General features: G+C 57.9%; 23 protein-coding genes and 1 riboswitch. Of the genes, 17 read left to right on the top strand and 6 right to left on the bottom strand.

Going from position 1 to position 25,038, the window contains the following annotated elements; genetic code table 11:
- The first annotated feature begins 31 nt into the window (after window positions 1-31).
- Window positions 32-853 carry an ABC transporter permease gene (locus AC2FGE_RS17125; RefSeq protein WP_496820461.1) on the top strand — a complete coding sequence of 274 codons (822 nt, stop codon included), beginning with the start codon at window positions 32-34 and terminating at the stop codon, window positions 851-853.
- Here the strand turns inward: AC2FGE_RS17125 and AC2FGE_RS17130 are convergent.
- Window positions 850-1,452 (bottom strand): alpha-ketoglutarate-dependent dioxygenase AlkB family protein, encoded by a 603-nt coding sequence (locus tag AC2FGE_RS17130; RefSeq protein ID WP_496820462.1) that lies wholly within the window; start codon window positions 1,450-1,452, stop codon window positions 850-852. The genes AC2FGE_RS17125 and AC2FGE_RS17130 overlap by 4 nt on opposite strands.
- Before the next feature lie 214 nt (window positions 1,453-1,666).
- On the opposite strand from AC2FGE_RS17130, the gene dnaK reads away from it, so the two are divergent.
- The 13 genes from dnaK to radC all read left to right on the top strand — a co-directional run bounded on the left by dnaK (window position 1,667) and on the right by radC (window position 13,354).
- Window positions 1,667-3,574 carry a molecular chaperone DnaK gene (dnaK, locus tag AC2FGE_RS17135; RefSeq protein WP_496820464.1) on the top strand — a complete coding sequence of 636 codons (1,908 nt, stop codon included), beginning with the start codon at window positions 1,667-1,669 and terminating at the stop codon, window positions 3,572-3,574.
- A 74-nt stretch (window positions 3,575-3,648) separates the two neighbouring features.
- A complete protein-coding gene (gene dnaJ / locus AC2FGE_RS17140; RefSeq protein ID WP_496820465.1) occupies window positions 3,649-4,797 on the top strand; it encodes a molecular chaperone DnaJ in 1,149 nt (382 codons plus the stop codon).
- Between the two features lie 262 nt (window positions 4,798-5,059).
- Window positions 5,060-5,164: riboswitch (TPP riboswitch) on the top strand.
- Window positions 5,165-5,207: 43 nt separating this feature from the next.
- The gene (thiD, locus tag AC2FGE_RS17145) at window positions 5,208-6,011 is read left to right on the top strand and encodes a bifunctional hydroxymethylpyrimidine kinase/phosphomethylpyrimidine kinase (protein ID WP_496820466.1); all 804 of its coding nucleotides are present in this window, start codon (window positions 5,208-5,210) and stop codon (window positions 6,009-6,011) included.
- Window positions 6,008-6,985, top strand: coding sequence for an FAD-dependent oxidoreductase (locus tag AC2FGE_RS17150; protein ID WP_496820467.1), 978 nt, complete (start codon window positions 6,008-6,010; stop codon window positions 6,983-6,985). The genes thiD and AC2FGE_RS17150 overlap by 4 nt, the downstream gene beginning before the upstream one ends.
- Window positions 6,969-7,163 (top strand): sulfur carrier protein ThiS, encoded by a 195-nt coding sequence (thiS, locus tag AC2FGE_RS17155; RefSeq protein WP_496820468.1) that lies wholly within the window; start codon window positions 6,969-6,971, stop codon window positions 7,161-7,163. Before AC2FGE_RS17150 ends, thiS begins: the two co-directional genes overlap by 17 nt.
- Window positions 7,164-7,165: 2 nt before the next feature.
- On the top strand, window positions 7,166-7,930 hold the full coding sequence (locus AC2FGE_RS17160; protein WP_496820470.1) for a thiazole synthase: 765 nt from the start codon (window positions 7,166-7,168) through the stop codon (window positions 7,928-7,930).
- A complete protein-coding gene (locus AC2FGE_RS17165; RefSeq protein WP_496820471.1) occupies window positions 7,927-8,523 on the top strand; it encodes a thiamine phosphate synthase in 597 nt (198 codons plus the stop codon). The genes AC2FGE_RS17160 and AC2FGE_RS17165 overlap by 4 nt, the downstream gene beginning before the upstream one ends.
- Window positions 8,520-9,482, top strand: coding sequence for a HesA/MoeB/ThiF family protein (locus AC2FGE_RS17170; RefSeq protein WP_496820472.1), 963 nt, complete (start codon window positions 8,520-8,522; stop codon window positions 9,480-9,482). The genes AC2FGE_RS17165 and AC2FGE_RS17170 overlap by 4 nt, the downstream gene beginning before the upstream one ends.
- 20 nt (window positions 9,483-9,502) lie before the next feature.
- Window positions 9,503-10,438, top strand: a complete 936-nt coding sequence (locus AC2FGE_RS17175; protein ID WP_496820473.1) for an ABC transporter substrate-binding protein — start codon at window positions 9,503-9,505, stop codon at window positions 10,436-10,438.
- Entirely contained in the window at window positions 10,435-11,109 is a 675-nt protein-coding gene (gene tenA / locus AC2FGE_RS17180) for a thiaminase II (RefSeq protein WP_496820474.1), read from the top strand. Before AC2FGE_RS17175 ends, tenA begins: the two co-directional genes overlap by 4 nt.
- Window positions 11,106-11,831: an ABC transporter ATP-binding protein gene (locus tag AC2FGE_RS17185; RefSeq protein WP_496820475.1), complete on the top strand. Its 726-nt coding sequence runs from the start codon at window positions 11,106-11,108 to the stop codon at window positions 11,829-11,831. Before tenA ends, AC2FGE_RS17185 begins: the two co-directional genes overlap by 4 nt.
- Entirely contained in the window at window positions 11,828-12,562 is a 735-nt protein-coding gene (locus tag AC2FGE_RS17190; protein WP_496820476.1) for an ABC transporter permease, read from the top strand. Before AC2FGE_RS17185 ends, AC2FGE_RS17190 begins: the two co-directional genes overlap by 4 nt.
- Window positions 12,563-12,598: 36 nt before the next feature.
- A complete protein-coding gene (gene radC, locus AC2FGE_RS17195; protein ID WP_496820477.1) occupies window positions 12,599-13,354 on the top strand; it encodes a RadC family protein in 756 nt (251 codons plus the stop codon).
- Between the two features lie 4 nt (window positions 13,355-13,358).
- Here radC and AC2FGE_RS17200 read toward each other — a convergent pair whose 3' ends face one another.
- The 3 genes from AC2FGE_RS17200 to secA form a co-directional block, all read right to left on the bottom strand.
- On the bottom strand, window positions 13,359-14,915 hold the full coding sequence (locus tag AC2FGE_RS17200) for a phosphate ABC transporter substrate-binding/OmpA family protein (RefSeq protein WP_496820478.1): 1,557 nt from the start codon (window positions 14,913-14,915) through the stop codon (window positions 13,359-13,361).
- A 24-nt stretch (window positions 14,916-14,939) separates the two neighbouring features.
- Complete coding sequence (locus tag AC2FGE_RS17205; protein ID WP_496820480.1) at window positions 14,940-15,875, bottom strand: hypothetical protein; 936 nt, start codon at window positions 15,873-15,875, stop codon at window positions 14,940-14,942.
- Window positions 15,876-15,976: 101 nt separating this feature from the next.
- Window positions 15,977-18,694: a preprotein translocase subunit SecA gene (gene secA / locus AC2FGE_RS17210; protein ID WP_496820481.1), complete on the bottom strand. Its 2,718-nt coding sequence runs from the start codon at window positions 18,692-18,694 to the stop codon at window positions 15,977-15,979.
- 176 nt (window positions 18,695-18,870) lie between these two features.
- Here secA and AC2FGE_RS17215 point away from each other — a divergent pair, with 176 nt between their 5' ends.
- From AC2FGE_RS17215 to mutT, 3 genes are read left to right on the top strand one after another with little or no spacing between them, the layout of a single operon-like run.
- Window positions 18,871-19,719, top strand: a complete 849-nt coding sequence (locus AC2FGE_RS17215; RefSeq protein ID WP_496820482.1) for a peptidylprolyl isomerase — start codon at window positions 18,871-18,873, stop codon at window positions 19,717-19,719.
- Between the two features lie 5 nt (window positions 19,720-19,724).
- Window positions 19,725-20,951, top strand: a complete 1,227-nt coding sequence (gene argJ / locus AC2FGE_RS17220; protein WP_496820484.1) for a bifunctional glutamate N-acetyltransferase/amino-acid acetyltransferase ArgJ — start codon at window positions 19,725-19,727, stop codon at window positions 20,949-20,951.
- Window positions 20,948-21,346, top strand: coding sequence for an 8-oxo-dGTP diphosphatase MutT (gene mutT / locus AC2FGE_RS17225; protein ID WP_496820485.1), 399 nt, complete (start codon window positions 20,948-20,950; stop codon window positions 21,344-21,346). The genes argJ and mutT overlap by 4 nt, the downstream gene beginning before the upstream one ends.
- A gap of 727 nt (window positions 21,347-22,073) precedes the next feature.
- Here mutT and AC2FGE_RS17230 read toward each other — a convergent pair.
- Entirely contained in the window at window positions 22,074-23,195 is a 1,122-nt protein-coding gene (locus tag AC2FGE_RS17230; RefSeq protein WP_496820486.1) for a serine/threonine protein kinase, read from the bottom strand.
- 474 nt (window positions 23,196-23,669) lie between these two features.
- Window positions 23,670-24,521, bottom strand: a complete 852-nt coding sequence (locus AC2FGE_RS17235; RefSeq protein ID WP_496820487.1) for a class I SAM-dependent methyltransferase — start codon at window positions 24,519-24,521, stop codon at window positions 23,670-23,672.
- Between the last annotated feature and the right edge of the window lie 517 nt (window positions 24,522-25,038).

A 25,038-nucleotide genomic window follows, 5' to 3' on the forward strand; every position in this document is an offset into this window, starting at 1 on the left:
TGAGGGCAACAAAACAGGAAAGACCCCTCGCGTGTTTTATTTCAAGCGCAGTCAATCGTTGCTGGGCAGCGCCTTTACCACCGCAGAACTGGTGTTCCACGGCGTGGTGCGCGACGTGCGAACGCAACACTCAAATGCCGTGATCGCGATCTTGATCAACATTGTGCAGATCGTTCTGATGGCGATGGTGTTTTATCTGATTATGTCATTCATGGGTGCACGGGTTGCCAAGATCAGGGGTGAGTTCATCCTGTATCTCTTGTCGGGTATCTTTTTATTCATGGTTCATACCCAGTCGGTGGGTAGTGTTGCGAAACTGGGCGGCAAGAACAATCCGATGATGCAGCACTCGCCGATGAATGCGATGGTCATGATTTTGGCCGCTGCGTTCGGCACGCTTTATAAGCAAATGATGTCAATCTTGGTCATCTTGTTTATCTACAGCGTGGCCGTTGCACCGCTAGAGATACAGCACCCAGGCGGCGCCTTTGGAATGTTGATCCTGGCCTGGTTTACCGGATGTGCCGTGGGCTTGGTTTTCATGGCACTCAAGCCGTGGTTTCCGACAACATCGATGATGCTCAGCAATGTGTACCGACGCATGAATATGGTCTTTTCTGGTAAGATGTTCGTCGCCAACGCGCTGGGCGGGGCAATCCTGATGATGTTTGCCTGGAACCCGTTGTTTCACCTTATTGATCAGTGTCGTGGGTTCGTGTTCCGAAATTATTATCCCCGCAACACAAGCTGGGAATACGCCTTTTGGGTTGGGATCGCGCTGTTGATGATCGGATTGTTAGGCGAGTTCTTTTCCCGCAAACATATGTCCCAAAGCTGGGATGCCCGCCGCTAACGCGCCACGCGCAGGGTCAGGTTGATCCGTCCGCCCTTTGGTAACAAACGGGATGATCCGGGCCTGATCCGATCAATGCCGTGATAGGTCAGCCGGGCCGGGCCGCCCATGATCACCACATCGCCAGAGCTTAACCAAACAGATTCAGTCTTGCCGCCGCGCGTTGCATTGCCGATGCGAAACAGGGCGTCATCCCCCAGCGAGATTGAAAGGACCGGCCAAGAGAAATCCGCCTCGTCCTTGTCCTGATGCAGGCCCATTTTGGCGCTGTTGTCATAGTAATTGATCAGGCAGCAATCGGGTTCACGTTCGGGGCTGACCAGATCGTGCCAGACGGTCAGGATGGGTTCGGGTATCTTGGGCCATTTTCCACCTTTGGGGTGGTGATCCTGATACCGATAGCCTGACCTGTCAGTGACCCAACCCAGCGCCCCGGCCGAGGTCATACGCACCGACATCTCCTTGCCAGACGGTGTCACGGGCCGCACCAGAGGTGCGGCTTTCAGAATCGGGCGCAATGCGTCGATCAGTCGGGTCTGATCGACACCGTCCAGATGCCCCTTCCTGATATCGAACCCCCGCAAAAGCAGCCGTGTCATCCCCGATTCCCCATTCGTTACCAAATCCTTGCCCAAAAAGGCCGCAGATTCCCGAAAACCTGCGATTCTGAGTGCTTGCAGGCCATTGGTCCGGACCTTATATACGCCGGGACGCGCGATGGTGTAGTGCTGTCGCGCACATCAGATCGGGGACAGGATGCCATAACGGGTCCGGCCCTCGGGACATCGCCTTGAAGAGAAAGGGATTGCAAAAATGGGAAAAGTAATCGGGATTGACCTTGGAACCACAAACTCGTGTGTGGCCATCATGGATGGCTCGCAGCCGAAGGTCATCGAAAACGCCGAAGGGGCGCGGACCACGCCCTCGATCGTCGCCTTCACCGAAGAAGAGCGTCTGGTCGGTCAGCCTGCAAAACGTCAGGCGGTCACTAACCCCGACAACACGATCTTTGGCGTCAAGCGCCTGATCGGTCGTCGTGTGGATGATGCCGAAGTCGAAAAAGACAAGAAAATGGTGCCCTATGCCATCGTTGATGGCGGAAATGGCGACGCCTGGGTGGAAGCCCGCGGTGAAAAGTACTCTCCAAGCCAAATCTCGGCCTTCACTCTGGGCAAGATGAAGGAAACTGCCGAGAGCTATCTGGGTGAGGAAGTCACGCAAGCCGTCATCACCGTTCCGGCCTATTTCAATGACGCCCAGCGTCAGGCCACTAAGGACGCCGGCAAGATCGCCGGTCTGGAAGTCCTGCGGATCATCAACGAACCGACAGCTGCCGCGCTCGCCTATGGCCTGGACAAGGAAGAAACCCAAACCATCGCGGTCTATGACCTTGGTGGTGGTACCTTCGACGTGACCATTTTGGAAATCGACGACGGCCTGTTCGAGGTTAAGTCGACCAATGGCGACACCTTCCTGGGTGGTGAAGACTTTGACATGCGGATCGTCAACTACCTGGCGGATGAGTTCAAAAAGGAACACGGTGTCGATCTGTCCAGCGACAAAATGGCCCTGCAGCGTCTGAAAGAAGCCGCTGAGAAAGCCAAGATCGAGCTGTCCTCGACCTCGCAGACCGAGATCAATCAGCCGTTCATATCGATGGGCTCGAATGGTCAGCCACTGCACATGGTCATGAAACTGACCCGTGCCAAGCTGGAATCGCTGGTTGCGGACCTGATCAAGAAGTCGATGAAGCCATGCGCCGCTGCTCTGAAAGATGCTGGTCTGTCGGCTGCTGACGTGGACGAAGTTGTTCTGGTCGGTGGTATGACCCGGATGCCGAAAGTGATCGAAGAGGTCACCAAATTCTTTGGCAAAGAGCCCCACAAAGGCGTGAACCCGGACGAAGTGGTTGCCATGGGCGCTGCCATTCAGGCCGGTGTTCTGCAGGGCGATGTCAAAGATGTGGTTCTGCTGGACGTGACCCCGCTATCGTTGGGCATCGAGACGCTGGGTGGCGTGTTCACTCGTCTGATCGACCGCAATACGACCATTCCGACCAAGAAGTCTCAGGTCTTCTCGACCGCCGAGGACAACCAGAACGCCGTGACCATCCGCGTGTTCCAGGGTGAACGTGAAATGGCCGCGGACAACAAGATCCTGGGTCAATTCAACCTCGAAGACATCCCGCCCGCACCGCGCGGCATGCCCCAGATCGAGGTGACCTTCGACATCGATGCCAACGGCATTGTCTCGGTTTCCGCCAAGGACAAAGGCACTGGAAAAGAGCAGAAGATCACCATCCAGGCCTCGGGTGGTCTGTCGGATGAAGATATCGACAAGATGGTCAAGGACGCCGAAGAGAACGCGGAAGCTGATAAGGAACGCCGCGAGCTGGTCGACGCCAAGAACCAGGCGGAAAGCTTGATCCACTCGACCGAGAAGTCGATGGAAGAGCATGCAGACAAGGTCGACCCGACCACCATCGAAGCCATCGAGTTGGCGATTGCCGCACTGAAGGACGAGCTGGAAACTGAAAATGCTGACAAGATCAAGTCCGGCATCCAGAACGTTACTGAAGCGGCCATGAAGCTAGGTGAAGCCATCTACAAGGCGCAAGCTGAAGAAGGCGAGGACGAGCCTGCCGCGGCAGATGAAGCACCTGCCGATGATGACATCGTCGACGCCGAGTTCGAAGATCTGGACGACGACAAGCGTAAATAACGGGTAACCGGGCCAATTCGGGCCGGTCCGGTCATCGGGCCGGCCCGATTACGTTGAGGCAGAAGGAAACACTGATGTCAAAACGCGACTATTACGATGTGCTCGGCGTGTCCAAGGGCGCATCGGCGGACGAAATTAAAAAGGGTTTTCGCAAGAAAGCCAAGGAATTGCATCCCGACCGCAACAAGGACAACCCGGATGCTGAGGCGCAGTTCAAAGAAGCGAACGAAGCCTATGACGTGCTGAAGGACGCTGAACGCAAAGCCGCTTACGACCGGTTCGGCCATGCTGCCTTTGAAAACGGCATGGGAGGTGGCGGTCGACCTGGCGGTGGCTTTGGACAGGGCGATTTCTCGAACGCATTTTCTGATGTGTTCGACGATCTGTTCGGCGATTTCATGGGTGGCCAGCGGGGTGGCGGCGGTGGCCGACGCGCGGCACGCGGCTCCGACTTGCGTTACAACCTGCGCGTAACGCTGGAAGAGGCCTATGCAGGCCTGCAAAAAACCATCAACGTACCTGCCGCTGTTGCCTGTTCGTCTTGTGACGGAACCGGGGCCGAGGGCGGCGCCGAGCCTGTAACCTGCCCCACCTGTTCCGGCATGGGTAAAGTGCGCGCTCAGCAAGGGTTCTTTACCGTTGAACGCACATGCCCTACCTGTTCCGGCCTGGGTCAGATCATCAAAAACCCGTGTAAGGTCTGTAGCGGCTCAGGCCGGGTGGAAAAAGAACGCGCCCTGTCGGTGAACATCCCCGCTGGTGTCGAAACCGGAACCCGCATTCGTCTGGCGGGTGAAGGCGAGGCTGGCATGCGCGGTGGTCCCCCGGGTGATCTCTATATCTTTGTCGAAGTCTCCGATCACAAATTGTTCGAGCGTGACAGCGTAAACCTCTACTGCCGCGTCCCGGTCAGCATGGCCAAAGCCGCGCTGGGCGGATCGATCGAAGTTCCGACAATTGACGGCGGTCGAGGTCGGGTGCAAATCCCGGCGGGCAGCCAGTCAGGTCGCCAGATGCGCCTGCGTGGCAAGGGCATGCCAGCGCTACGCGGCGGCGGTGTCGGGGACATGTTCATCGAACTGGCGGTGGAGACCCCGGTCAATCTGACAAGCCGCCAGAAAGAGCTTTTGCGTGAGTTTGACGATCTTGGTGAGGATAACCATCCGGAATCAAAAAGCTTTTTCTCATCCGTCAAGTCCTTCTGGGACGGCATGAAAAGCTAAAGCAGAAAATGAGCCGTTCCAAACTGGGGGGCCTTTGTGCATTTAGGGGGCTCTGCCCCCGCCGCCTTGCGGGCGTCTCCCCCGGGATATTTAGAGCCAGATGAAGTTTGGATCCCCTGCTTCATCTGGCCAGAAATATCCCGGAGCGCGAGGCAGAGCCTCGCATGAATTCAACGTCAATTGGTCTTATTTCCTTGTCGGATGTGGACATATGACCCGCCGATTGATGCTTGATTTCTGTGGCCTGCCCTGAGATTGTCCTGATCAACCGTTGGGGTGCCCTGATTGCAGGGCTGAGAGGCGCGCGCGTCAACCCATCGAACCTGATCCGGGCAATACCGGCGGAGGGAACGGTCTAGCGCAAACAGACGTTTTCCATGCCCGGTTGCCCAAGTAAGTGGAGCAACGACGTGGTACCAATTGCTTTGACTATTGCAGGATCCGACAGCGGCGGCGGCGCGGGGATTCAGGCCGATCTCAAGGCGATGTCGGCATTGGGCGTGTTTGGCTCTAGCGTAATCACCGCGGTCACCGCGCAAAACACGCAGGCTGTAACGGCTGTGCATGGTATTCCGCTGGATGTGATCACCGCTCAGATCGACGCCGTGTTGAGCGATTTGGATGTTCGGGCCATCAAGATCGGTATGTTGGCAACGCCCGAGATCATTCGGACTGTTGCTGAAGGGATCGCAGGGTTTGGCGGCCCTGTCGTACTGGACCCAGTAATGGTGGCAAAATCCGGTGATGCTTTGTTGGCGCTAGAGGCGGTTCAGATCTTGCGTGAGGTTCTGCTGCCGCGCGCGACGATCCTGACCCCGAATCTGCCCGAGGCGGCGTGTCTGCTTGATCAGCGCAGCGCGGCTACACCCGCAGAGATGGCTGCTCAGGGCAAAGCGCTGTGCGCGCTGGGTGCGGGGGCGGTTTTGATGAAGGGCGGTCATGGCGAGGGTGATATCTGCCACGATCTGCTGATCGACCAAACGGGTGTGATTGCCGAATTTCAGGCGCCACGGCAAAATACAAAGAACACGCATGGAACTGGCTGCACGCTGTCGTCTTCAATTGCTGCCGGTTTGGCTAAAAGTCTGTCTTTGACCGAGGCAGTGGGCCTGGCGCATGACTATTTGCAGGGTGCGATTGCTCAGGCAGATACACTAAAGATTGGAGCGGGCCACGGTCCGGTGCATCACTTCCACCGGATGTGGTCTGCGTGATGATCTGGTCCGTCATAGGGGCCGGTGTGGCGGGGCTGTCCGTTGCCAGCGAGTTGACCGCACGTGGGGCGAAGGTGCAGGTGTACGATCCCAAAGGCCCGCCCGGCCCGCATGGTTGTTCCTGGTGGGCAGGGGGCATGTTAGCGCCCTGGTGTGAATATGAAAACGCCGAAGAACCGGTTCTGCGACTGGGCCAAGAGGCTATCGCGTGGTGGGCGGATCGTACCGGCGTGAACCGGTGTGGTACGTTAATCGTTGCGAGCACTCGGGATGTGCCTGACTTACGGCGTTTCGCGCGCCGGACGGAGGCATTTTGTGAGGTAGACAAGGCAAAAATAGCCCAATTAGAGCCTGATTTGTATGGATTCAGCAAAGGGTTGTACTTTGAACAAGAGGCGCATCTTGATCCCCGGAAAGCGCTGAGTGATTTATATCAGAACCTGAACGACCGAGGCGTGGTGTTTCATCACAAGCCCGCGCCGGCGCAGCTGGAGAATGCAATTGACTGCCGGGGTCTTCAGGCGCGGGATGCTTTGCCTGATCTACGCGGCGTAAAGGGCGAGATGTTGGTCGTGCGGTGCCCGGATGTGACCTTGACGCGCCCGGTGCGCCTGCTGCATCCACGCATACCGCTTTACATCGTGCCGCGCGGGGACGGCATCTACATGCTGGGCGCAACGATGATCGAAAGCGAAGACAGCAGCCGGATCACCGCCCGGTCGATGCTGGAACTGCTGAGTGCCGCATACGCGCTGAACCCCGCCTTTGGTGAAGCTGAGGTATTGGAAATCGGCGTCGATCTGCGCCCGGCTTTCCCTGATAACCTGCCACGCATTCGGCGTTTGGGCGGGACGATCTATGCCAACGGGCTTTACCGCCACGGCTATTTGCTGGCCCCTGCTCTGGCACAGGGCGTGGCCGATCTGGCGCTTGAGAACAAACATTCGGAGATGGTCGATGAAGATCGTGCTTAATGGCGAGCCACGCGACGTGTGTGCCCAAACCTTATCGGACCTGCTGCAAGAATGCGGATTCTCAGGCCGCGTCGCAACGGCAGTGAATGAGGAATTCGTGCCTTCCAGCCTGCGCATTGCCCATGCTTTGAACGACAATGATCGGGTCGAGATTCTGTCACCCATGCAAGGGGGTTAGGGATGAAACGCTTTTATGGGGTTGGGCTACCCAACCCGTTGATGCTGGGCACTGCGCAGTATCCCAGTCCCGCCATATTGGAACAAGCGTTCCGCAAAAGCGGCGCGGCTGTGGCAACGGTGTCATTGCGGCGTGAATCTGGAGCGGGGCAGACCTTCTGGCAGATGATCCGCGATTTGGGTGTGCTGGTGTTGCCCAACACAGCTGGGTGCCACACGGTGAAAGAGGCGGTAACCACTGCCCACATGGCGCGTGAGGTGTTCGAGACGAAGTGGATCAAGCTTGAGCTGATCGGTCACACTGACAGCCTGCAGCCGGATGTGTTTCAACTTGTCGAAGCCGCGCGTATCCTGACCGAGGACGGGTTCGAGGTCTTCCCTTACACAACCGACGACCTGATCGTGGGTGAACGCTTGCTTGAAGCCGGGTGCGAGGTTCTGATGCCCTGGGGCGCGCCGATTGGATCGGGGCGCGGGCTGAACAACGAATATGCCCTGCGTGCGATGCGTTCGGAGTTTCCAGATGTGCCGCTTGTTATCGACGCTGGGATCGGTTTGCCCAGCCATGCCGCGCATGCGATGGAGCTGGGCTATGACGCAGTTCTTTTGAACACCGCCGTGGCGCGGGCCGGTGATCCTGTTCAGATGGCGCGGGCCATGATGCGCGCGGTCGAGGCAGGGCAACTGGCTCATCAGGCCGACCCGATCGAGGCGCGGGACATGGCCGAACCCTCAACCCCCGTTGTTGGAAAGGCGTTTCTATCATGAGCCTTGACCGATTTTATCCCATCTTTGATCACTCGAACTGGCTGCAGCGCATGCTGCCTTTGGGCGTCAAGCTGGTACAGCTGCGTATAAAGGATCAGCCGGACGATGTCGTGCGCGCTCAGATTGCGGCATCGCGTGATCTTTGCCGTGATCATGGTGCGGTTCTGGTGGTGAACGACTATTGGCAGGCCGCGATAGATGCGGGCTGCGATTGGATCCACTTGGGGCAGGAAGATCTGGACGACGCCGACTTGAAAGCGATCCGCAAAGCGGGTCTAAAGCTGGGCGTTTCGACCCATGACGACGATGAGTTGGAGCGTGTCCTGCGCATGGACCCTGACTATGTGGCACTCGGCCCGGTGTACCCCACGATCCTGAAAAAGATGAAGTGGGAGCAGCAGGGCTTGCCGCGCGTCACCGAGTGGAAGGCCCGTGTGGGCGATATCCCTCTGGTCGGGATCGGCGGTATGAGCGTCGAACGCGCGCCCGGCGTGCTTGAGGCGGGTGCCGACATTGTCTCGGTCGTTACTGACATCACCCTGAATGCCGACCCCGAGGTGCGGGTGCGCCAGTGGATCGAGGCCACCAGATGAGCCGCTATTCCCGTCAGATGATCCTGCCTGAGGTCGGCGCCGAAGGTCAGGCACGCCTGTCTGCGGCGCGGGTTTTGGTGGTTGGGGCGGGGGGGCTGGCGGCTCCGGTTCTGCCGCTGTTGGCCGGAGCAGGTGTCGGGCACCTGACAATTCTGGACCCAGACAGTGTCACCCTGTCGAACCTTCACCGGCAGACATTGTTTGCCGAGGCGGATTGTGGTCGGCCAAAGGCCCGGGTTGCGGCGGATCGGTGTCGTGCGCTGAACTCTGAGATCGGAATTGACGCCAAGAAACAGGCTCTAACAAGTGGAAATGCCGCTGAAATCATCGCCAGGGCAGATGTAATCCTGGACTGCGCAGACAGCTATGCCGCCAGCTATACCCTGTCGGACGCCTGTCTGGCGCAGGGAAAGCCGCTGATCAGCGCGTCGGTTCTGGGCTTGTCCGGCTATGTCGGCGGGTTCTGCGGTGGCGGGCCTTCGCTGCGGGCTGTGTTTCCGGATGCGCCGGACAGCGGGGCCAGCTGCGCCACGGCGGGTGTCCTGGGTCCCGTCGTTGGGATGATCGGCGCGATGCAGGCGCAGATGGCGCTGGGGGTGATTTTGGGGGTTGAACCCTCGCCCCTGGGTCAGTTGGTACAGTTTAATGCCCGGTCTCTGCGCAGCACCGGTTTCCGCTTTGACGATGCGCCTGAACCTGAAAAATTCTTCCCCTTTCTGGCGCCCTCGCAACTGGAACAGGACGATCTGATTGTCGAACTGCGCAATCAGAATGAAGCGCCCGAGCCCATACACGCTCAGGCCCGCCGACTGACGGACGAGCAACTAAAAACTGAGTCTAATAAAGGCCAAAGATTAGCTCTGTGCTGTGCAACCGGCCTGCGCGCCTGGCGCGCAGCTGAACAGATTGAACCGGATTGGTCGGGCGAGATTGTCCTCGTCGCGGCCTCAACCATGTGAGTGAAAAGGAAACGCGAGACATGAAGAAACTGATCGCTGCTATTGCCTTGCTGGCCGCAGCGCCCGCCTGGGCCGAGGATAAGATGACCGTTCTGCTGGACTGGTTCGTAAACCCCGACCACGGGCCTATCATTGTGGCGCAGGAAAACGGCTATTTCGCCGAGCAGGGGCTGGAGGTTGAGATCGTTCCGCCTGCCGACCCCTCAGCCCCCCCGCGTCTGGTGGCGGCAGGTCAGGCCGAACTGGCCGTATCTTATCAGCCGCAGCTGCACCTGCAGATCCACGAAGGCCTGCCGCTAAAGCGCGTCGGTACGCTGGTTGCCACCCCTTTGAACTGCCTGCTGGTGCTTGAAGACGGACCGATAAAGTCGCCAGCTGATCTGAAAGGAAAGAAGATCGGTTTCTCGGTTGCCGGTGTGGAAGAAGCAGTGTTGACCACCGTTCTGGGAAAATATGGCGTTGCGCTTGATGAAGTAGAGCTGATCAACGTGAACTTTTCACTCTCGCCGTCATTGATGACCGGTCAGGTGGACGCCGTCATTGGTGCCTATCGCAATTTCGAGCTGAACCAGATGGAAATCGAAGGTGTCCCTGGCACCTGTTTTTATATCGAGGAAGAGGGTGTGCCACCCTATGATGAGCTGATTTATGTCGCCAATCCCGACACGATGGATGCCGACAAGATCGCGCGTTTCCTGGCCGCGACCGAAAAGGCGACGCAATACATCGTCAACAACCCGGAAAAAAGCTGGGAGATCTTTGCCGCCACTTCGCCCGAACTGCAGGATGAGTTGAACGCGCGCGCTTGGGTTGACACGCTGCCCCGCTTTGCATTGCGCCCTGCCGGTTTTGACGCGGGTCGTTATGCGCGGTTCGAGCAGTTCCTGAAGGACAGCGGCATGATCGACAGCGTCAACCCGGTCAGCGAGATCACAATCGACGTGACCGCCCAATGAGAGTTTATGGCAACGCCTTTGCGCTGATGCGCGATGCGGCGCAAGGGCCGTGGCGGGAGTACACCCGCCATGCCTTCGTCGAGGGCCTGAAGGACGGGACGCTACCGCGTGACGCGTTCTTGCACTATCTGCGACAGGACTATGTGTTTCTCACCCATTTCTCGCGTGCCTGGGCATTGGCTGTGGTCAAGGCGCAGACGCATGAGGAAATGCAGGTGGCCGTCGCAACGGTAAACGGGCTGATGCATGAAGAGATGATGCTGCATGTTGGCGTTTGTGAAGCCGCAGGTATTTCCCGCGAGGACCTGATGGCGACGTCTGAGCGGCCTGAAAACCTCGCCTATACCCGCTTTGTGCTCGAATCCGGCTATTCAGGCGATTATCTGAACCTGCTGGCCGCGCTGTTGCCCTGCGTCATTGGCTATGCCGAGATCGGTGTGCGTTTGGCACAAGAGGCAACATCCGAGGCCTATCGCCCCTGGATCGATACCTATGCAGGTGATCAGTATCAAAGCTACTGTCATGACATCGGCGCGCTGATGGATGGCGCTTTGGTTCGGCGCCTGGGCCCGGACTATGCCGCGCTGCCGGTCTGGGCTGACCTCTGCAAGACCTTTGAGATGGCAACGCAGCTTGAGGTTAATTTCTGGCAAATGGGCCTGACGCCATGACGCCAGCCCCCGATCTGACCATCAGCGGTACGGCCTCCATCGACGGCGCGCCTTTGTTCGCGCCGTTGAGCCTGACCCTTGGGGCCGGGGCGTGGACTTGTCTGCTGGGCGGATCGGGCGTGGGCAAAACCACCGTTCTGCGGCTGATTGCCGGACTGGAAACCGGGGCCGTGTTCACTGGTCAGATCATCGCAGGCGACGGACAGCCGGTGCCGGATCGTGTCGCCTATATGGCGCAAGACGATTTGCTGCTGCCTTGGGCGAACGTCGCGCAGAACGTGTCATTGGGGGCAAGGTTGCGGGGTGAGAAACCCGATCTACATCGCCGTGACGGTCTGATTGAACGGATGCGTTTGCAGGATCATATGACCAAGAAACCATCCGAACTGTCCGGCGGCCAGCGCCAGCGCGTGGCCTTGGCCCGCACGTTGATGGAAGATCGTCCTATCGTACTTTTGGATGAGCCTTTCTCGGCCCTCGACGCCCGCACCCGCGCCGATATGCAGGATCTGGCCGCTGAGGTGTTGCAGGGGCGCACCGTTCTGCTTGTCACTCATGATCCGGCGGAGGCCGCGCGTCTGGGCCAAACGATCACCGTTATGACGCAGGATGGTCTGACTCCCTGCGCACCACCCCAGGCCCCGGCGCCGCGTCATGTTGACGACCTTGAGACGCTGGAAACCCAAGGAGCGTTGCTCAAGCTGTTGAGAGAGGCATCATGAAATACCTCTCTGCCCTTGCAGCAACAGTGTTCGCGGTGGCGATCTGGCAAGCCATCGTCTCGATCACCGGCCTGCCGAAATTCATCTTGCCTGGCCCTGCGATTGTGGCCGAGACCTGGTGGCAGAACCGATGGTTGATTGCCGAACACACCTGGATCACTGCTATCGAGGTGATGATTGGTCTGGCGTGCGGCACACTTCTGGGCGTGGTCACTGCGCTACAACTGGCCAATTCCCGCGCCGCACGTGTGCTGGTGCAGCCGATGCTGGTGTTCACGCAGGCGTTGCCGGTCTTTGCGCTGGCCCCGTTGCTGACGCTGTGGCTGGGCTATGGCCTTTGGTCCAAGGTCGCGATGGCGGTGCTGATCATCTATTTCCCGATTACCTCGTCTTTCTTTGACGGGTTGATGCGCACGCCGTCCGGGTATCTGGACCTTGCGCGCACCATGCAGGCCAGCAAACGATCTGTGCTCTGGCATATTCGAATACCGGCGGCGTTGCCTTCGCTGGCATCAGGGATGCGGTTGGCGGCGGTCTATGCACCGATCGGGGCGGTGATCGGTGAATGGGTCGGGTCGTCACAAGGCTTGGGCTATCTGATGCTGTTGGCCAATGGCCGCGCTAAGACCGATCTGATGTTTGCCGCAATGCTGACGCTAGGCGTGTTTTCGATTGTTCTGCACATGGTCGTCCGCCGCGCCACGGCGCGTATGGCGGGTGAGATGCGTTAACCATTCAGAAACCGATTCTGCGCCAAGGTGGGGCCCATGACCCAGGACGCCTTTGCCGAAGCCCCCATGCTGTTCGATACGGACGAAGCGCCAGCGCAGCCGCTGCCGACGGGTCGGTTACCCTCCTACATCAAAGACCATCGCAAGCGGCTGCGCGAACGGTTCATGGCGGGTGGTTCTGCCGCGATGCCGGATTATGAACTACTGGAATTGGTTCTGTTCCGATCCATCCCCCGACAAGACGTGAAACCTTTGGCACGGGCGCTGATGGATACGTTTGGGGATTTCAACCGCGTCCTGACCGCGCCCGAAGAACGGCTGCGGCAGATCAAGGGTGTTGGGGATACGGTGATCACCGACCTGAAAATCCTTGAGGCGTGCGCCCATCGTATGGCCCGCGCGCGGGTGATGCAGCGGCATGTGATCTCAGGCTGGGAAGCGCTGCTGGATTATTGCCATACCACCATGGCTCATCGGGAAACCGAACAGTTTCGCGTCTTCTATCTGGATCGCAAAAACGTGCTGATCGCAGATGAGGAACAAGCCAAAGGCACCGTCGATCACGTACCGGTCTATCCGCGCGAGGTGGCGAAGCGCGCGCTGGAACTGAATGCCTCGGCGCTGATCTTGGTGCATAACCACCCGTCAGGCGACCCGACACCATCAAAATCCGATATCGATATGACCAACCGCATTCAAGATGCCTGCACTGCGCTGGGCCTGACCCTGCATGACCATCTCATCATCGGAAAGTCGACCGAGTTGAGTTTTCGGTCCGAGGGATACCTCTAGCTGGTCACTCGACCCAGATTTCAACACGGCGGTTCACCTTGCGGCCCCATTCGGTGTCGTCGCAGGCCATGGGCATCGCCTCGCCGAACCCGTCGACGGCGATCTCGATACTGTCGGGTATCTCGGTCTCAACAGCCCCGAGAACCGAGTTCCGAACGGTTTGCGCACGCCGCAGGGCGATCCGGGCATTGGTGCTGGCGGGTCCATCCCCGTCACTGAATCCGACAAACAGCACCTTGCGGGGGTTCAGCGTTCCGGTTTCAAGCGCCTGAGCAAGATATTGGATATTCGAGCGTGATTGGGCGTCGGGCCGCGATGACCCGGGTTCGAACCGAACCGACAGCGACAGACGCGCCATCGGGCGCAAGGTTTCGACCATGCGCTGAACCTCTTCCAACCCAACCTCGACCCCGCCGGACATAATGGCGTTGGAAAGCCGGTCGCCCTGCAGACCAATCCGCGTTCTTTCCGGTGTCTGGTCGACAAACCCGGCCTGCCTAATAGCCAATTGGGCATCAGCACCCAAGCTATAGGCCAGCAATTGACGTGCGATCCGCGGGAGGCGGCGCTCGGGCAGGTAGAGGAACATCGGCAGTGTCAGCGGATAATCCTCGGTCTTGATGGCGTCGCGTGATGCGGCGAGCGCATGCCCGCACCCACCGGTCAAAGGCAATGCGCGTGTGGTATCGGCCGAGGCATGACTGGCAATCCCGATGGCAAACGCGTCTCGCGCGACGGCCTGTACCAGATCGCCATTGCGCCCGTGGCGTATCGCATCGGAGGACAGGGCCGCTCCTGCCGGGGCCAACAGCTGATCTTCAACCGCTTGGGCCAAACCAGATCCCGCATCCGGCATATGCAGCGCAATTGGTGCATCGGGGCCGCCCAGATCCGCCCAATTCGTAACGTCACCGGACAAAACACGTGCCAGATCGGCGGGTGAAATCTGACGGGTAGTGTTGTCCTGGGCAACGACCGGGACCATGGCGTCCAAGGCAATTACCCGCGATCTGCGAGGGCGGGTCAGATCGCCCAGCCCGGCCTCTGCCGCCGCGGTCTGTTCGGCATCGCGGATTTCGCGCAGGGCCATGACGATGTCGGCGTCATTTGCGATCAGATCGGCAAACCCTTGATCCGTGTTTCCAACGCGAAAGAACAATCGCGCCAGTGGCGCTGTTCGCCCGGTCTGAAACAGTTCATAGGCAAAGCTGCGTTCATCCACCCGTTTCGGTGTTGCGGTCAGCCCCTCCTGCCGCGCAAAACCAATGATCAGGGCGGGCAGCACGGTTTCGGCCATGACCGACGAGCCTGAGAACCAAACCTCGGCCACGAAATCTGTCAGATTGGGGCAGGCTGGACCGTCGCAGGTGACGCCTGAGCCATCAACTGTCAGCTCTCCGAATTGTGTATCGACGCGGTAGAATTCACCATCAAAACCCAGTAGATCGCCCGTGATTTCGACTTGGCCGTCATGCGAAGTGAGCGTGATGTCCTGCGCCGCAGCACCTGTTCCAAGTGTTGCTGAAATCAGCGCGGCCACTGCCACACGGTAAAATGTCATCAGAGAGTCGAGCCTGCCTACGGGTTACTTTGCCGCGATTGTCAGGTCTTGGAGCAGATTATTCAACACCAGAAACTCGCCCAATTGTGAGCAGTCCGGTACAGTCAGGCTCAGATCACGTGACCGTAGGCCTGTGTTGGCCCGCAGTTCGATGGACTGGACGTTCAGGGTATGACCGCAATTATTTTCGGTCACTTCCGCTTCGACAGTCAGGTCGATGGTTCCCGATTGCTGGGACTGGCCCGCCGGGAAAGAATACACTTCGATGTTTTGCGCATCTGTCAGGCCCGAATGGCCCAGGCTGACAACACTGCCAGCGCCTGCTGTGGCGCTGTTCGACCAGACGTGCCCCTCGCCACCATAACTGGCTCCGAATTCTAACGCGTGAATTTGCAACGCTTTGTCGCCCTTCCACTGCAGCGCCACACGATCATATTCCTGCAGATCAGGCACATGGGTCGTGGCGACGGTCCCGGTTTGATCCGGGAATGAGATCAGAAAGATCGCATATTCAGACAGCGCCGGGATGGTTACGCTCAGCGTGCCCCTTTTATCGGTGACCTGCGTCAGGGTCAGGCCGCTGTGGTGGATGCTGATCCGCTCATTGCCGCGGCACGGAGATTTGATTGTCAGGCGGGCCTGCGCGCCGGGTACGGCAACAGCGCGGGCGCTTAGGTTGCAGGCTTTCTGTGCTGGCTTTTTTCGGGGTTCGACACGGGTCGTTTTTGGTGCAACCGCCACGTCGTCAGTGTCAGTGTCAGATGCGGTTGCCGAGGCCGAGGTCAGCACGATGCTATCCAACCCTGCCAGAACCGACGTTTGATTTGTTTGTGTAGCCGCAGCAATTTGGTTCTGCGCATCGCTTGGCTGCGCAGCTGTTCCATATTGCATCAAGTAACCAATGCCCAAGGCACAGGCGATTGTGCCGCACATGGTCACGTAGTTTCTTACAACAAACAACACACCCTCCCCAGTTGAAGGAGCGAGTCGCACACTGACCCTGAATCGAGGCTTATTTGTGTCCTCGAAACGGACTCATTGTGATCAAGGTGTCGATGACGTCAGGTTAACCGACCGTGGCAATGTTTGAACTTCTTGCCCGATCCGCAAGGGCAAGGGTCATTGCGCGACGGGTTCCCCCATGTTGACGGATCAGTTTCGTCAAAGCCGGGCAGTGCGTCACCCGATGCGGCGGCTTCGGCTTTGGCCTCGGCTCGGTCAGTTGCCTGATCCACCGCCGCTTGCGTCTGAGCCTGCTGTGCCGCCATCTGCGCCAGCATCTCTTTCTGCTCTTCCTCGGTCAGCGGACGTACGCGTGACAGTTGCTGTGTCACGGTTTCGCGTAAGCTGTCCAACATGCCTTCGAACAGCTGGAAGCTTTCGGTTTTGTATTCGTTCAGCGGATCGCGCTGGGCGTAGCCCCGGAATCCAACAACCGAGCGCAGATGTTCCAGCGTGAGCAGATGCTCGCGCCATTTGCTGTCGATGGTTTGCAGCAGCACCTGCTTTTCGATGTTGCGCATGTTTTCTGGGCCAAAGGCCACAGCCTTCTGCGCCATCATTTCGTCGGCGGACTTGATCAGACGTTCGCGCACCTGTTCATCATCCACGCCTTCTTCGGCGGCCCAGTCCTGAACCGGTGCGTCGATGGTCAGCTTGTCTTTGATTGCCTCATGCAGACCCTCGGTATCCCACTGATCCGCATAGGATTTCGGCGGCATATATTCGTCGATCAGATCGTCGATCACCTGCTCGCGCATATCCGAGACGATCTCGGACAGGTCGTCTGCCGACATGATCTCGCGCCGTTGGCTAAAGACCACTTTCCGTTGATCGTTCATCACATCGTCGAATTTCAGAACGTTTTTGCGCATGTCAAAGTTGCGGCCTTCGACCTTGGATTGCGCGCGCTCAAGCGACTTGTTCACCCAAGGGTGTACAATCGCTTCGCCTTCTTTCATGCCCAGTGTGGTCAGAACCTTGTCCAGCCGTTCTGAGCCAAAGATGCGCATCAGATCGTCTTCGAGGCTTAGGTAGAATACGGTGCGGCCCGGGTCACCCTGACGGCCCGAACGACCACGCAGCTGGTTGTCAATCCGGCGGCTTTCGTGGCGCTCGGATGCCATGACATATAGACCGCCAGCATCCAGAACCTTTTGTTTTTCTTCTGCGTGTTTGGCCTCTTCTGCCGTGCGTAGTTCGGCCGGGTCGGTTTCAGGGTTCTCGGCCAGAGCCTGAAGAACCTTCATTTCCACGTTGCCGCCCAGCTGAATGTCGGTGCCACGACCGGCCATGTTGGTGGCGATGGTCACCGCCCCATAGCGGCCCGCATCTGCCACGATCTGCGCTTCTTGCTCGTGCTGGCGGGCGTTCAGAACGTTGTGTTCGATCTTTTCCTTACTCAGCATCTGGCTAAGAACTTCGGATTTCTCAATCGAAGTGGTGCCGATCAGAACAGGCTGACCTTTTGCGCTGGCCTCTTTGGCTTCTTTTATGATCGCGCCGTATTTTTCCATTGCGGTGCGATAGACCTGATCGTCTTCATCCAGACGTGCAATTGGCTTGTTGGTCGGCACTTCGACCACGCCCAAACCGTAGATTTCAGCGAATTCCTCAGCCTCGGTCAGCGCTGTACCGGTCATGCCGCCCAGCTTGCCATACAGGCGAAAGTAGTTCTGGAAGGTCACACTGGCCAGCGTCACGTTTTCGGGCTGGATCGGTGCACCTTCCTTGGCTTCGATGGCCTGGTGCAGACCTTCTGACAGGCGGCGACCCGGCATCATCCGGCCGGTGAATTCGTCGATCAGAACGACATTGCCATCGCGGACGATGTAATCCTTGTCGCGCTGGAACAGCTTATGCGCGCGCAGGCCCTGGTTCACGTGGTGCACCACTGTCGTGCTTTCAGGATCATACAGGGAATGCCCTTCGGGGATCAGACCTGCCTCGATCAGTTGCTGTTCAAGGAATTCGTTGCCTTCATCGGTGAAGGTCACGTTGCGGGACTTTTCGTCCAGCGTGAAATGCTCATCGCTCAGCGACGGGATCAGTGCGTCAATCGCAGTATACAGATCCGAGCGATCCTGTGACGGCCCCGAAATGATCAGCGGTGTCCGCGCCTCATCAATCAGGATCGAATCCACCTCATCCACAATCGCGAAATTGTGGTGTTTCTGGTAAATCTCACCCAGATCGGCCTTCATGTTGTCACGCAGGTAGTCGAAACCCAGCTCATTGTTTGTGGCGTATGTCACGTCACAGGCATAGGCGGCTTTTTTGTCTGCATCAGGCTGGCCCGACCAGATCACACCGGTTGTCATACCCAGCGCGGCAAACACCTTGCCCATCCATTCCGCGTCCCGCTTGGCGAGATATTCGTTGACGGTGACGATATGCACACCCTTGCCGGTCAAAGCGTTCAGATAGGCGGGGAAAGTGGCAACAAGCGTCTTACCCTCACCCGTTTTCATTTCCGAGATATTGCCCTGATGCAGGAAGGCGCCGCCCATCAACTGCACGTCAAAGGCGCGCAAACCCAGCGCCCGGCGCGCGCCTTCACGGACATTGGCAAAGGCTTCGGGCAGCATCGCATCCAGACTTTCACCGTCCAGCGCGCGTTTGCGTAGTTCCTCGGTCTTTTCCTTTAGACCATCGTCAGAGAGTTTCTCGAACTCGGGCTCCAGTGCATTGATCTGTGCGATCAGCGGGCGGGTCGCCTTGATCTTGCGGTCGTTCGGTGTTCCGAACACCTTTTTGGCGAGCGTTCCGAGTCCCAGCATGTTCACTCCAGCGGATCTGTTCTTGTCTTGGTTGCGACAGGCTTGCCCACCTTGCGCTCAACCCATAGATACGGGGGGTGAAAGGCGGCCCTGTCCAAGGCTTCAAAGCGATGTAAGCGGCAGGTTCTGAAGTGTCAACGCCGCGCCCTGTCGCGGCAAAGAAATAGGAAGATTCCATGCCCAAAGGCCTCACTTTTCTGCCATCGCTGGCTCTGGCTGCCATGATGGCGCTGCCGTTGGCCGCCGAAACCAAGTCTGACGCCAGCACCGTATTGGCACGGGTCAACGGCGATGAGATCACTTTGGGTCACATCATCGCCACTGTCGCGGCGCTGCCGCCGCAATATCAGCAGATCGAAGATGACGTTCTGTATGATTTCGTGCTTGAGCAATTGATCCAACAGCAGTTGCTGGGTCAGCAACAGCAAGAGCTGACATCGCAGAACGCGCTGACACTGGACAACGAAAAACGGTCCTTGCTGGCGGTGCAGACCGTCAGCGCCCTGACCGACTCAGTTGTAACGGACGAGGCCATACAGGCCGCCTATGACGCGCAATATGCCGAGTTCGAAGGTGAAGACGAGTTCGATGCCAGCCACATTCTGGTCGAGAGCGAAGACGAAGCCAAAACCATCAAGGCACAGCTGGATGACGGTGCGGATTTCGCCGAGATGGCGCGCGAACATTCCACCGGGCCGTCCGGTCCGAATGGCGGATCGCTGGGCTGGTTCGGCAAGGGTCAAATGGTGCCAGAATTCGAAAACGCTGTCGTTGGTCTGGCAAAGGGTCAAATCTCGGACCCGGTTCAAACCCAATTTGGCTGGCATCTGGTGATTTTGAACGACAAACGCAAATCAGAAGCGCCCGCACTGGATGCGGTTCGGGATGAACTGGCCGAGACCCTGCAGCAGGACGCGATCCAAGCGCGGATTGATGAGCTGACCCAGCAAGCGCAGATCGAACGCGCACCGCTGGAAGGGGCGGGCCCCGAGATCATCCGCCAACTGGACCTGATTCAGGAGTAATCTTCGTGGCCACGATCACCAAGGTTTCGCCGCTGGCCCCTGCTGGTTTCCCTGACCTGCCTTCAATCGACGGGGTGCGGTTCGCCACCGTTGAGGCCGGGGTGCGGTATCAGGGTCGAACCGACGTTATGCTGGCCGTTCTGGACCCCGGCACCTCGGTCGCCGGGGTGTTCACCCGATCCGCCACCCGCGCGGCGCCTGTGCTGGATTGTCAGGACAAGATCGGCGGGCCTTGCGATGGCCCGGCGGCGATCCTGGTGAACTCGGGCAACGCCAACGCCTTTACTGGTCACTATGGCCAGACATCGGTCGCCGAAGTCACGCTGGCCGTGTCCAAAGCGACCGGAGTACCGGTTGAGCGGGTCTTTACCTCATCCACCGGTGTGATTGGTGAGCCTTTGCCCCATGACAAGATCGTTGCGCAGCTTGAGGCGTTGAAATCAGGCCTCAGCCGTCATGCGATCGAAGATGCGGCGCGCGCCATCATGACCACGGATACTTTCCCAAAAGGGGCGAGTGCGCAGGTCGAGATTGATGGTAAGACAGTCTCTATTGCGGGGATCGCGAAGGGGTCAGGCATGATCGCGCCGGATATGGCGACGATGCTGGTCTATATCTTCACCGACGCGCAGGTAGACCAATCCGCGTTGCAAGCGATGCTGGGGGCGCAGACAGACCGGACGTTTAACTGCATTACCGTCGATAGCGATACCTCAACCTCGGATAGCCTGCTTTTATGCGCCACCGGGGCCTCTGGCGTTGATGCCACTGGAAATGCTGCATTTGCCGAAGCGCTTGAAACGGTGATGCTGGACCTCGCGCAGCAGGTTGTGCGCGACGGCGAAGGGGCCACGAAATTTGTGGAAATCCGCGTGACCGGTGCGGCCACCGATGCCGATGCCAAGATCCACGGGCTGGCCATCGCCAACTCGCCTCTTGTCAAAACGGCGATTGCGGGTGAGGACCCGAACTGGGGCCGCGTGGTTATGGCCATCGGCAAATCCGGTGCCGCCGCCGACCGCGACCGCCTAAGAATCTCGTTCGGAGATATCCTTGTGGCCGAAAAAGGCTGGGTTAGTCCCGATTATCGCGAAGAAGACGTGGCCGCGTACATGAAAGGTCAGGACCTTGTGATCGCTGTCGATCTGGGGCTGGGTGAGGGGCAATCCACTGTTTGGACTTGCGATCTGACCCATGGCTATATCGAGATCAACGCGGATTATCGCTCGTGAAAACGGTTCTGGTATCCGCTGTCGCCCTGATCGACATTGAAGGCCGCGTCCTGCTGGCCCAACGCCCCGCGGGCAAATCCATGGCCGGTCTGTGGGAATTCCCCGGCGGCAAAATCGAACCCGGCGAAACCCCCGAGGCCGCCTTGATCCGCGAGTTGGAAGAGGAGCTGGGCATCAATACCTGGACCTCATGCCTCGCGCCGCTGACCTTCGCCAGCCACAGCTATGACGATTTCCATTTGCTTATGCCGCTGTTTGCCTGCCGCAAATGGGAGGGGATTCCGCAGTCTAAGGAAGGTCAGGCTTTGAAATGGGTGCGCGCGAACGATCTGCGGAATTACCCGATGCCTGCGGCGGATGTACCCCTGATCCCGATTTTGCGGGATTGGTTGTAGTTGCGGGTTGGTGACAGGGTTGTGGCTATTTGTCCGATTTATGGACAGAACGGGCTTACGCTGCGTTCGCTCCAGAATCCGCTCTAGTTTGAAGTTTTGACCGCGTCCATAATAGCGCGGGCCAGATTTGGCACACCTAATTTCAGACGAGCAAACGAGAAATTGGATATGGAAGATATCGCAGTGTCTATAGGGGCTGGGTCTGTCGGATGTTTGGGATATGGTTTATCCTTCTACGCGTTTGTCGTAGCCATACTAATCGCGTTTTTCTCGTTTCAGCGGAAATTTAAGCAGAAAGCGGCTGTGACTGGCGCTAGCCCAAAACCCGGTAAGATACCGCTCTCCCGAGAAGATCGTCCGTTTGTTTATAAGTTTCTCACGCTCGTGGGCTTTGGTTTTGCGATGTGGTCTACAGCGGCCTATTTTGAAAGTCATGGGATACGCGCGGGTTGGTTTGACGAGCAGACTGAATGTCCTTCTTTGTGGCCCACACCGCGTAGTTTAGGCGATGTTGACCTCTAGACGCGCTGCGTTCGCGTTCTCGATTATTGCAGTCGATTTATCAGTCTTTGATTTAGGGGCCTATATACTTACCTAGCCGCCGAGAGGAAATTCGTCGCTTTGTGCTCATCGCTTCCTTTACCACAACACCTATGCGGCACCGTCTTCGTGCCTGAGTGCAGATGCCCGAGCATAACCCGGGCACCCTGTTTTCAAACCGAAAACCCTACATATTGGGAAAGTAATCCTCGCACTCGCCATCGCGATAGACATCCGCCGTGCAGCAATGCAGACCGCCGCCAAAGGCGTAGGCGTCGCGCAGCTCGACTTCGACTACTTCCATGCCCAGCTTGTCCATCTGCTCGGCCTGATAGACCTCGGACTTCTCGACACAGACGGTTTTCGGGTCCAGCACCAGCACGTTCATCGACAGCCAGGTCGAGGAATAGCAGAGCGGCGGCGGCGTGTTGTGGGCAGGTTGGGCGGCGTCCACGATCTCCCATCCGTTTTTCTCGAACATGCCGCGCTGGTCTTCGGGCAGGCGTCGTTGTGGGTTGTTCAGGATCAGGCCGGGGCGCAGCGGTGTGAAGGTGGCATCGATATGGATCGGGTAGGGATCGCCGGGGAAGTTCACCGTGTGGACGCGGTGATCGGGGAAGTGACGGCGTAGCCATTCGATGCCCTTGAGGTTCGTCGTAAATCCATGCTGCACCACCAGATCACGGCCAAACCGCAGCACGTCGGCGGCGTCGAACAGCGGCTCTTCTTCGGTGGTGACAAAGAACTTCTCAGCCGCCCATTGCAGGCGCTTTTCGACGCCGATTTTCTCGCTCAGATAATCGGGATGGTAGTCCGCATCGGTCAGGCGCGGCTTGGGTGCGGCCTCGTGCCGGAAACTGGGGTCTTCATCCCAATATTGTTGCATCAGCGGGCGATAGTTCAGGTATTCGAACCAGCGGCAGCGATAGGACATTGTCGCTTCGAGGATTTCGTGTCCAACGGTCAACAGCACATCGCGCGGCGGCATGCAGCCAAACTGACTGTCGGTGTGAAAATCCGGTGTGGTGGCCGGTTGCGAATGGTCGATGGACGTGGGGCGATCCACGCGGATTCCGCGGTTGCGAAGTTGATCGGCGAAAGTGTCGAGCAGCTCATTGGCCCGGTCGATCGTTTCCTGCGGACGGCGGCCCCACTGGCCACGCATGTCGCTGTCTTCCGGCACTTTGGCGTCCAGCGCAGGTTCTTCGGGTGGAATGTGGCAATCATCTGCGCGGCCCACGATGACGTGGCGCAGGGTGTCCCATTCGTTCCAGCTTTTGACTTCGGTTTTGTCTGGCGACCAGGCCATGATTGCCTCCTGCTGTGGCAGAGATCGGGGCGGGGCCCTCAATCCCGTGATTGAAAGTCCCGGCGTACAGGATGTGGGGTGAACACGAGTGGTATCCGGCGACGCCATCGCCAGACTGTGTGTCAGCCCCCATAGCATTGCCGACACGTCTTGAAAAGAAGGGGTTTTGAGGTTGGGGCGGTTCGCGGCGCCCTCCTGTTACAATTCGTAAGAATTGAGAAAACATCAGGCAAAACTTGACGCTGATCGAGCCTCTTGTCCTCAACTGAGGCCGCAGCGATCAGGGTCAGGGTTTGTTACGTCGTTCGCTATCGTCGTGCCAATTGACGAGGCAAATTTTCACGGACGATCAATGGATGACCCTCAAAATCTGCTAATAGGTGGACATTAAGAGTGGACAAAAGACTATCCAGGCGCTCTCACGCCGCGAAAAAAGCCGATTGTGAAAGCCTTCAGAGTCAGACCGCAATCTTTTCAGTGCAGCGGCAGCTTGTTGTGGTTCGGGTTCTTAAACAGCAATACGCCATCCGTTTCGATCCGTGGACTCCCTTGGATCAACTTATGAATAAGTGGGCGATCCATCTCAAGCTTCCATCCTTTTGACAGGAAAAATTCCTGCAAGGCGCCTTCAAGATAACGAGAGTGCGCTCCTATAAACACACGCTTTACAAGTCTTTCTATGCTTTCGAAATTGTTCTGCGCAAAGTCCAGCTCTGATCCCTGAATGTCGATATGCAGCAAATCGACGGCTTTGCCATCTGAGAGATTCTCGAGCGTATAACAATCCAGCTCGGTATAGTTGCCTTCGGCACGGTGTTTGGCCAGGACCTCATCGTTCGGATAGAAAATCGGTTCTGCACCATATTTTTCGTGCCCGCTTGGAAGTTTCGGGAAAAGGGCAATCCCTTCCTTACTGGCAGCAACTCCGTTGACCAGACGGTATTCGCTGGGATTGAAGCCGTTCAACTGAAACGTTCGCTCGGCATTCGCAAGATGAGAACCGTCACCTTCAATACCGATCAGATCAACGGTCAAGCCTCTCTTTTTTGCAACGAAACCCATGTTGTTCAACCAGCAGGCCCAACCACATCCAAGCTCGATTATTCTGTAAGTGCCAGAGGCCTCTTTCACGGACAGAAGTGCCGCCGCCCACTCTGCGATGTCAGCATGCCAGTTTCCCGGATCAGGGATCGCCTCGACCGAACCTGCCATCGGTTCCAGAATGCTGGGCATCACGCGAGGTTCAATCCTGACGCCAAGGAAGTTGGTTATCAACCCGTCACTTGCTTGTGGGTCAGGTTCGGCAAAATCACGGATCAGGTCCATGGCTGGGAACTCGCAGGTGTAATTATACAGCGGATGCCCGGCACCGGCGTGGTATACCTGAGTTTGCGTTTTAGGGCAAAAATGCCGTCTAATGTATCGCCGTAGTCCCAAGCTTCTGTCCTGAAGTAATTTGAAGGCCACCTCATATTGATCGGATAGCCAGTATTGTCTAGCGCTTCTCGATAAAAAGGGGTTGGTTGTCGCGCTGTGGGATTTTCTGAGCAGTGTTCCGGGTTGGTCCCGAATTCCGTTCGTGGTGTAGTGGCGTAAGTGTTAACTTGTTTCAGCGGCCTTTGAGTGGATGAGTTTTTTCACGAAGGTTCCAGGTGCTCGCGCTAAAACCGAACCAGCCCCTGGTTGGTCCGTACAATGACACGACTTACACATCTTGAGGAATTCTCACCGTCCAATGCCTGTTACAATTCGTAAGAATTGAGAAAACATCAGGCAAAACTTGACGTTGATCTTTCCCGCGTCCCTTATCGGGGCATCGGCATTCGGGGCATGGCCCCGGCCT

Source organism: Ruegeria sp. YTSA075, assembly GCF_059610245.1.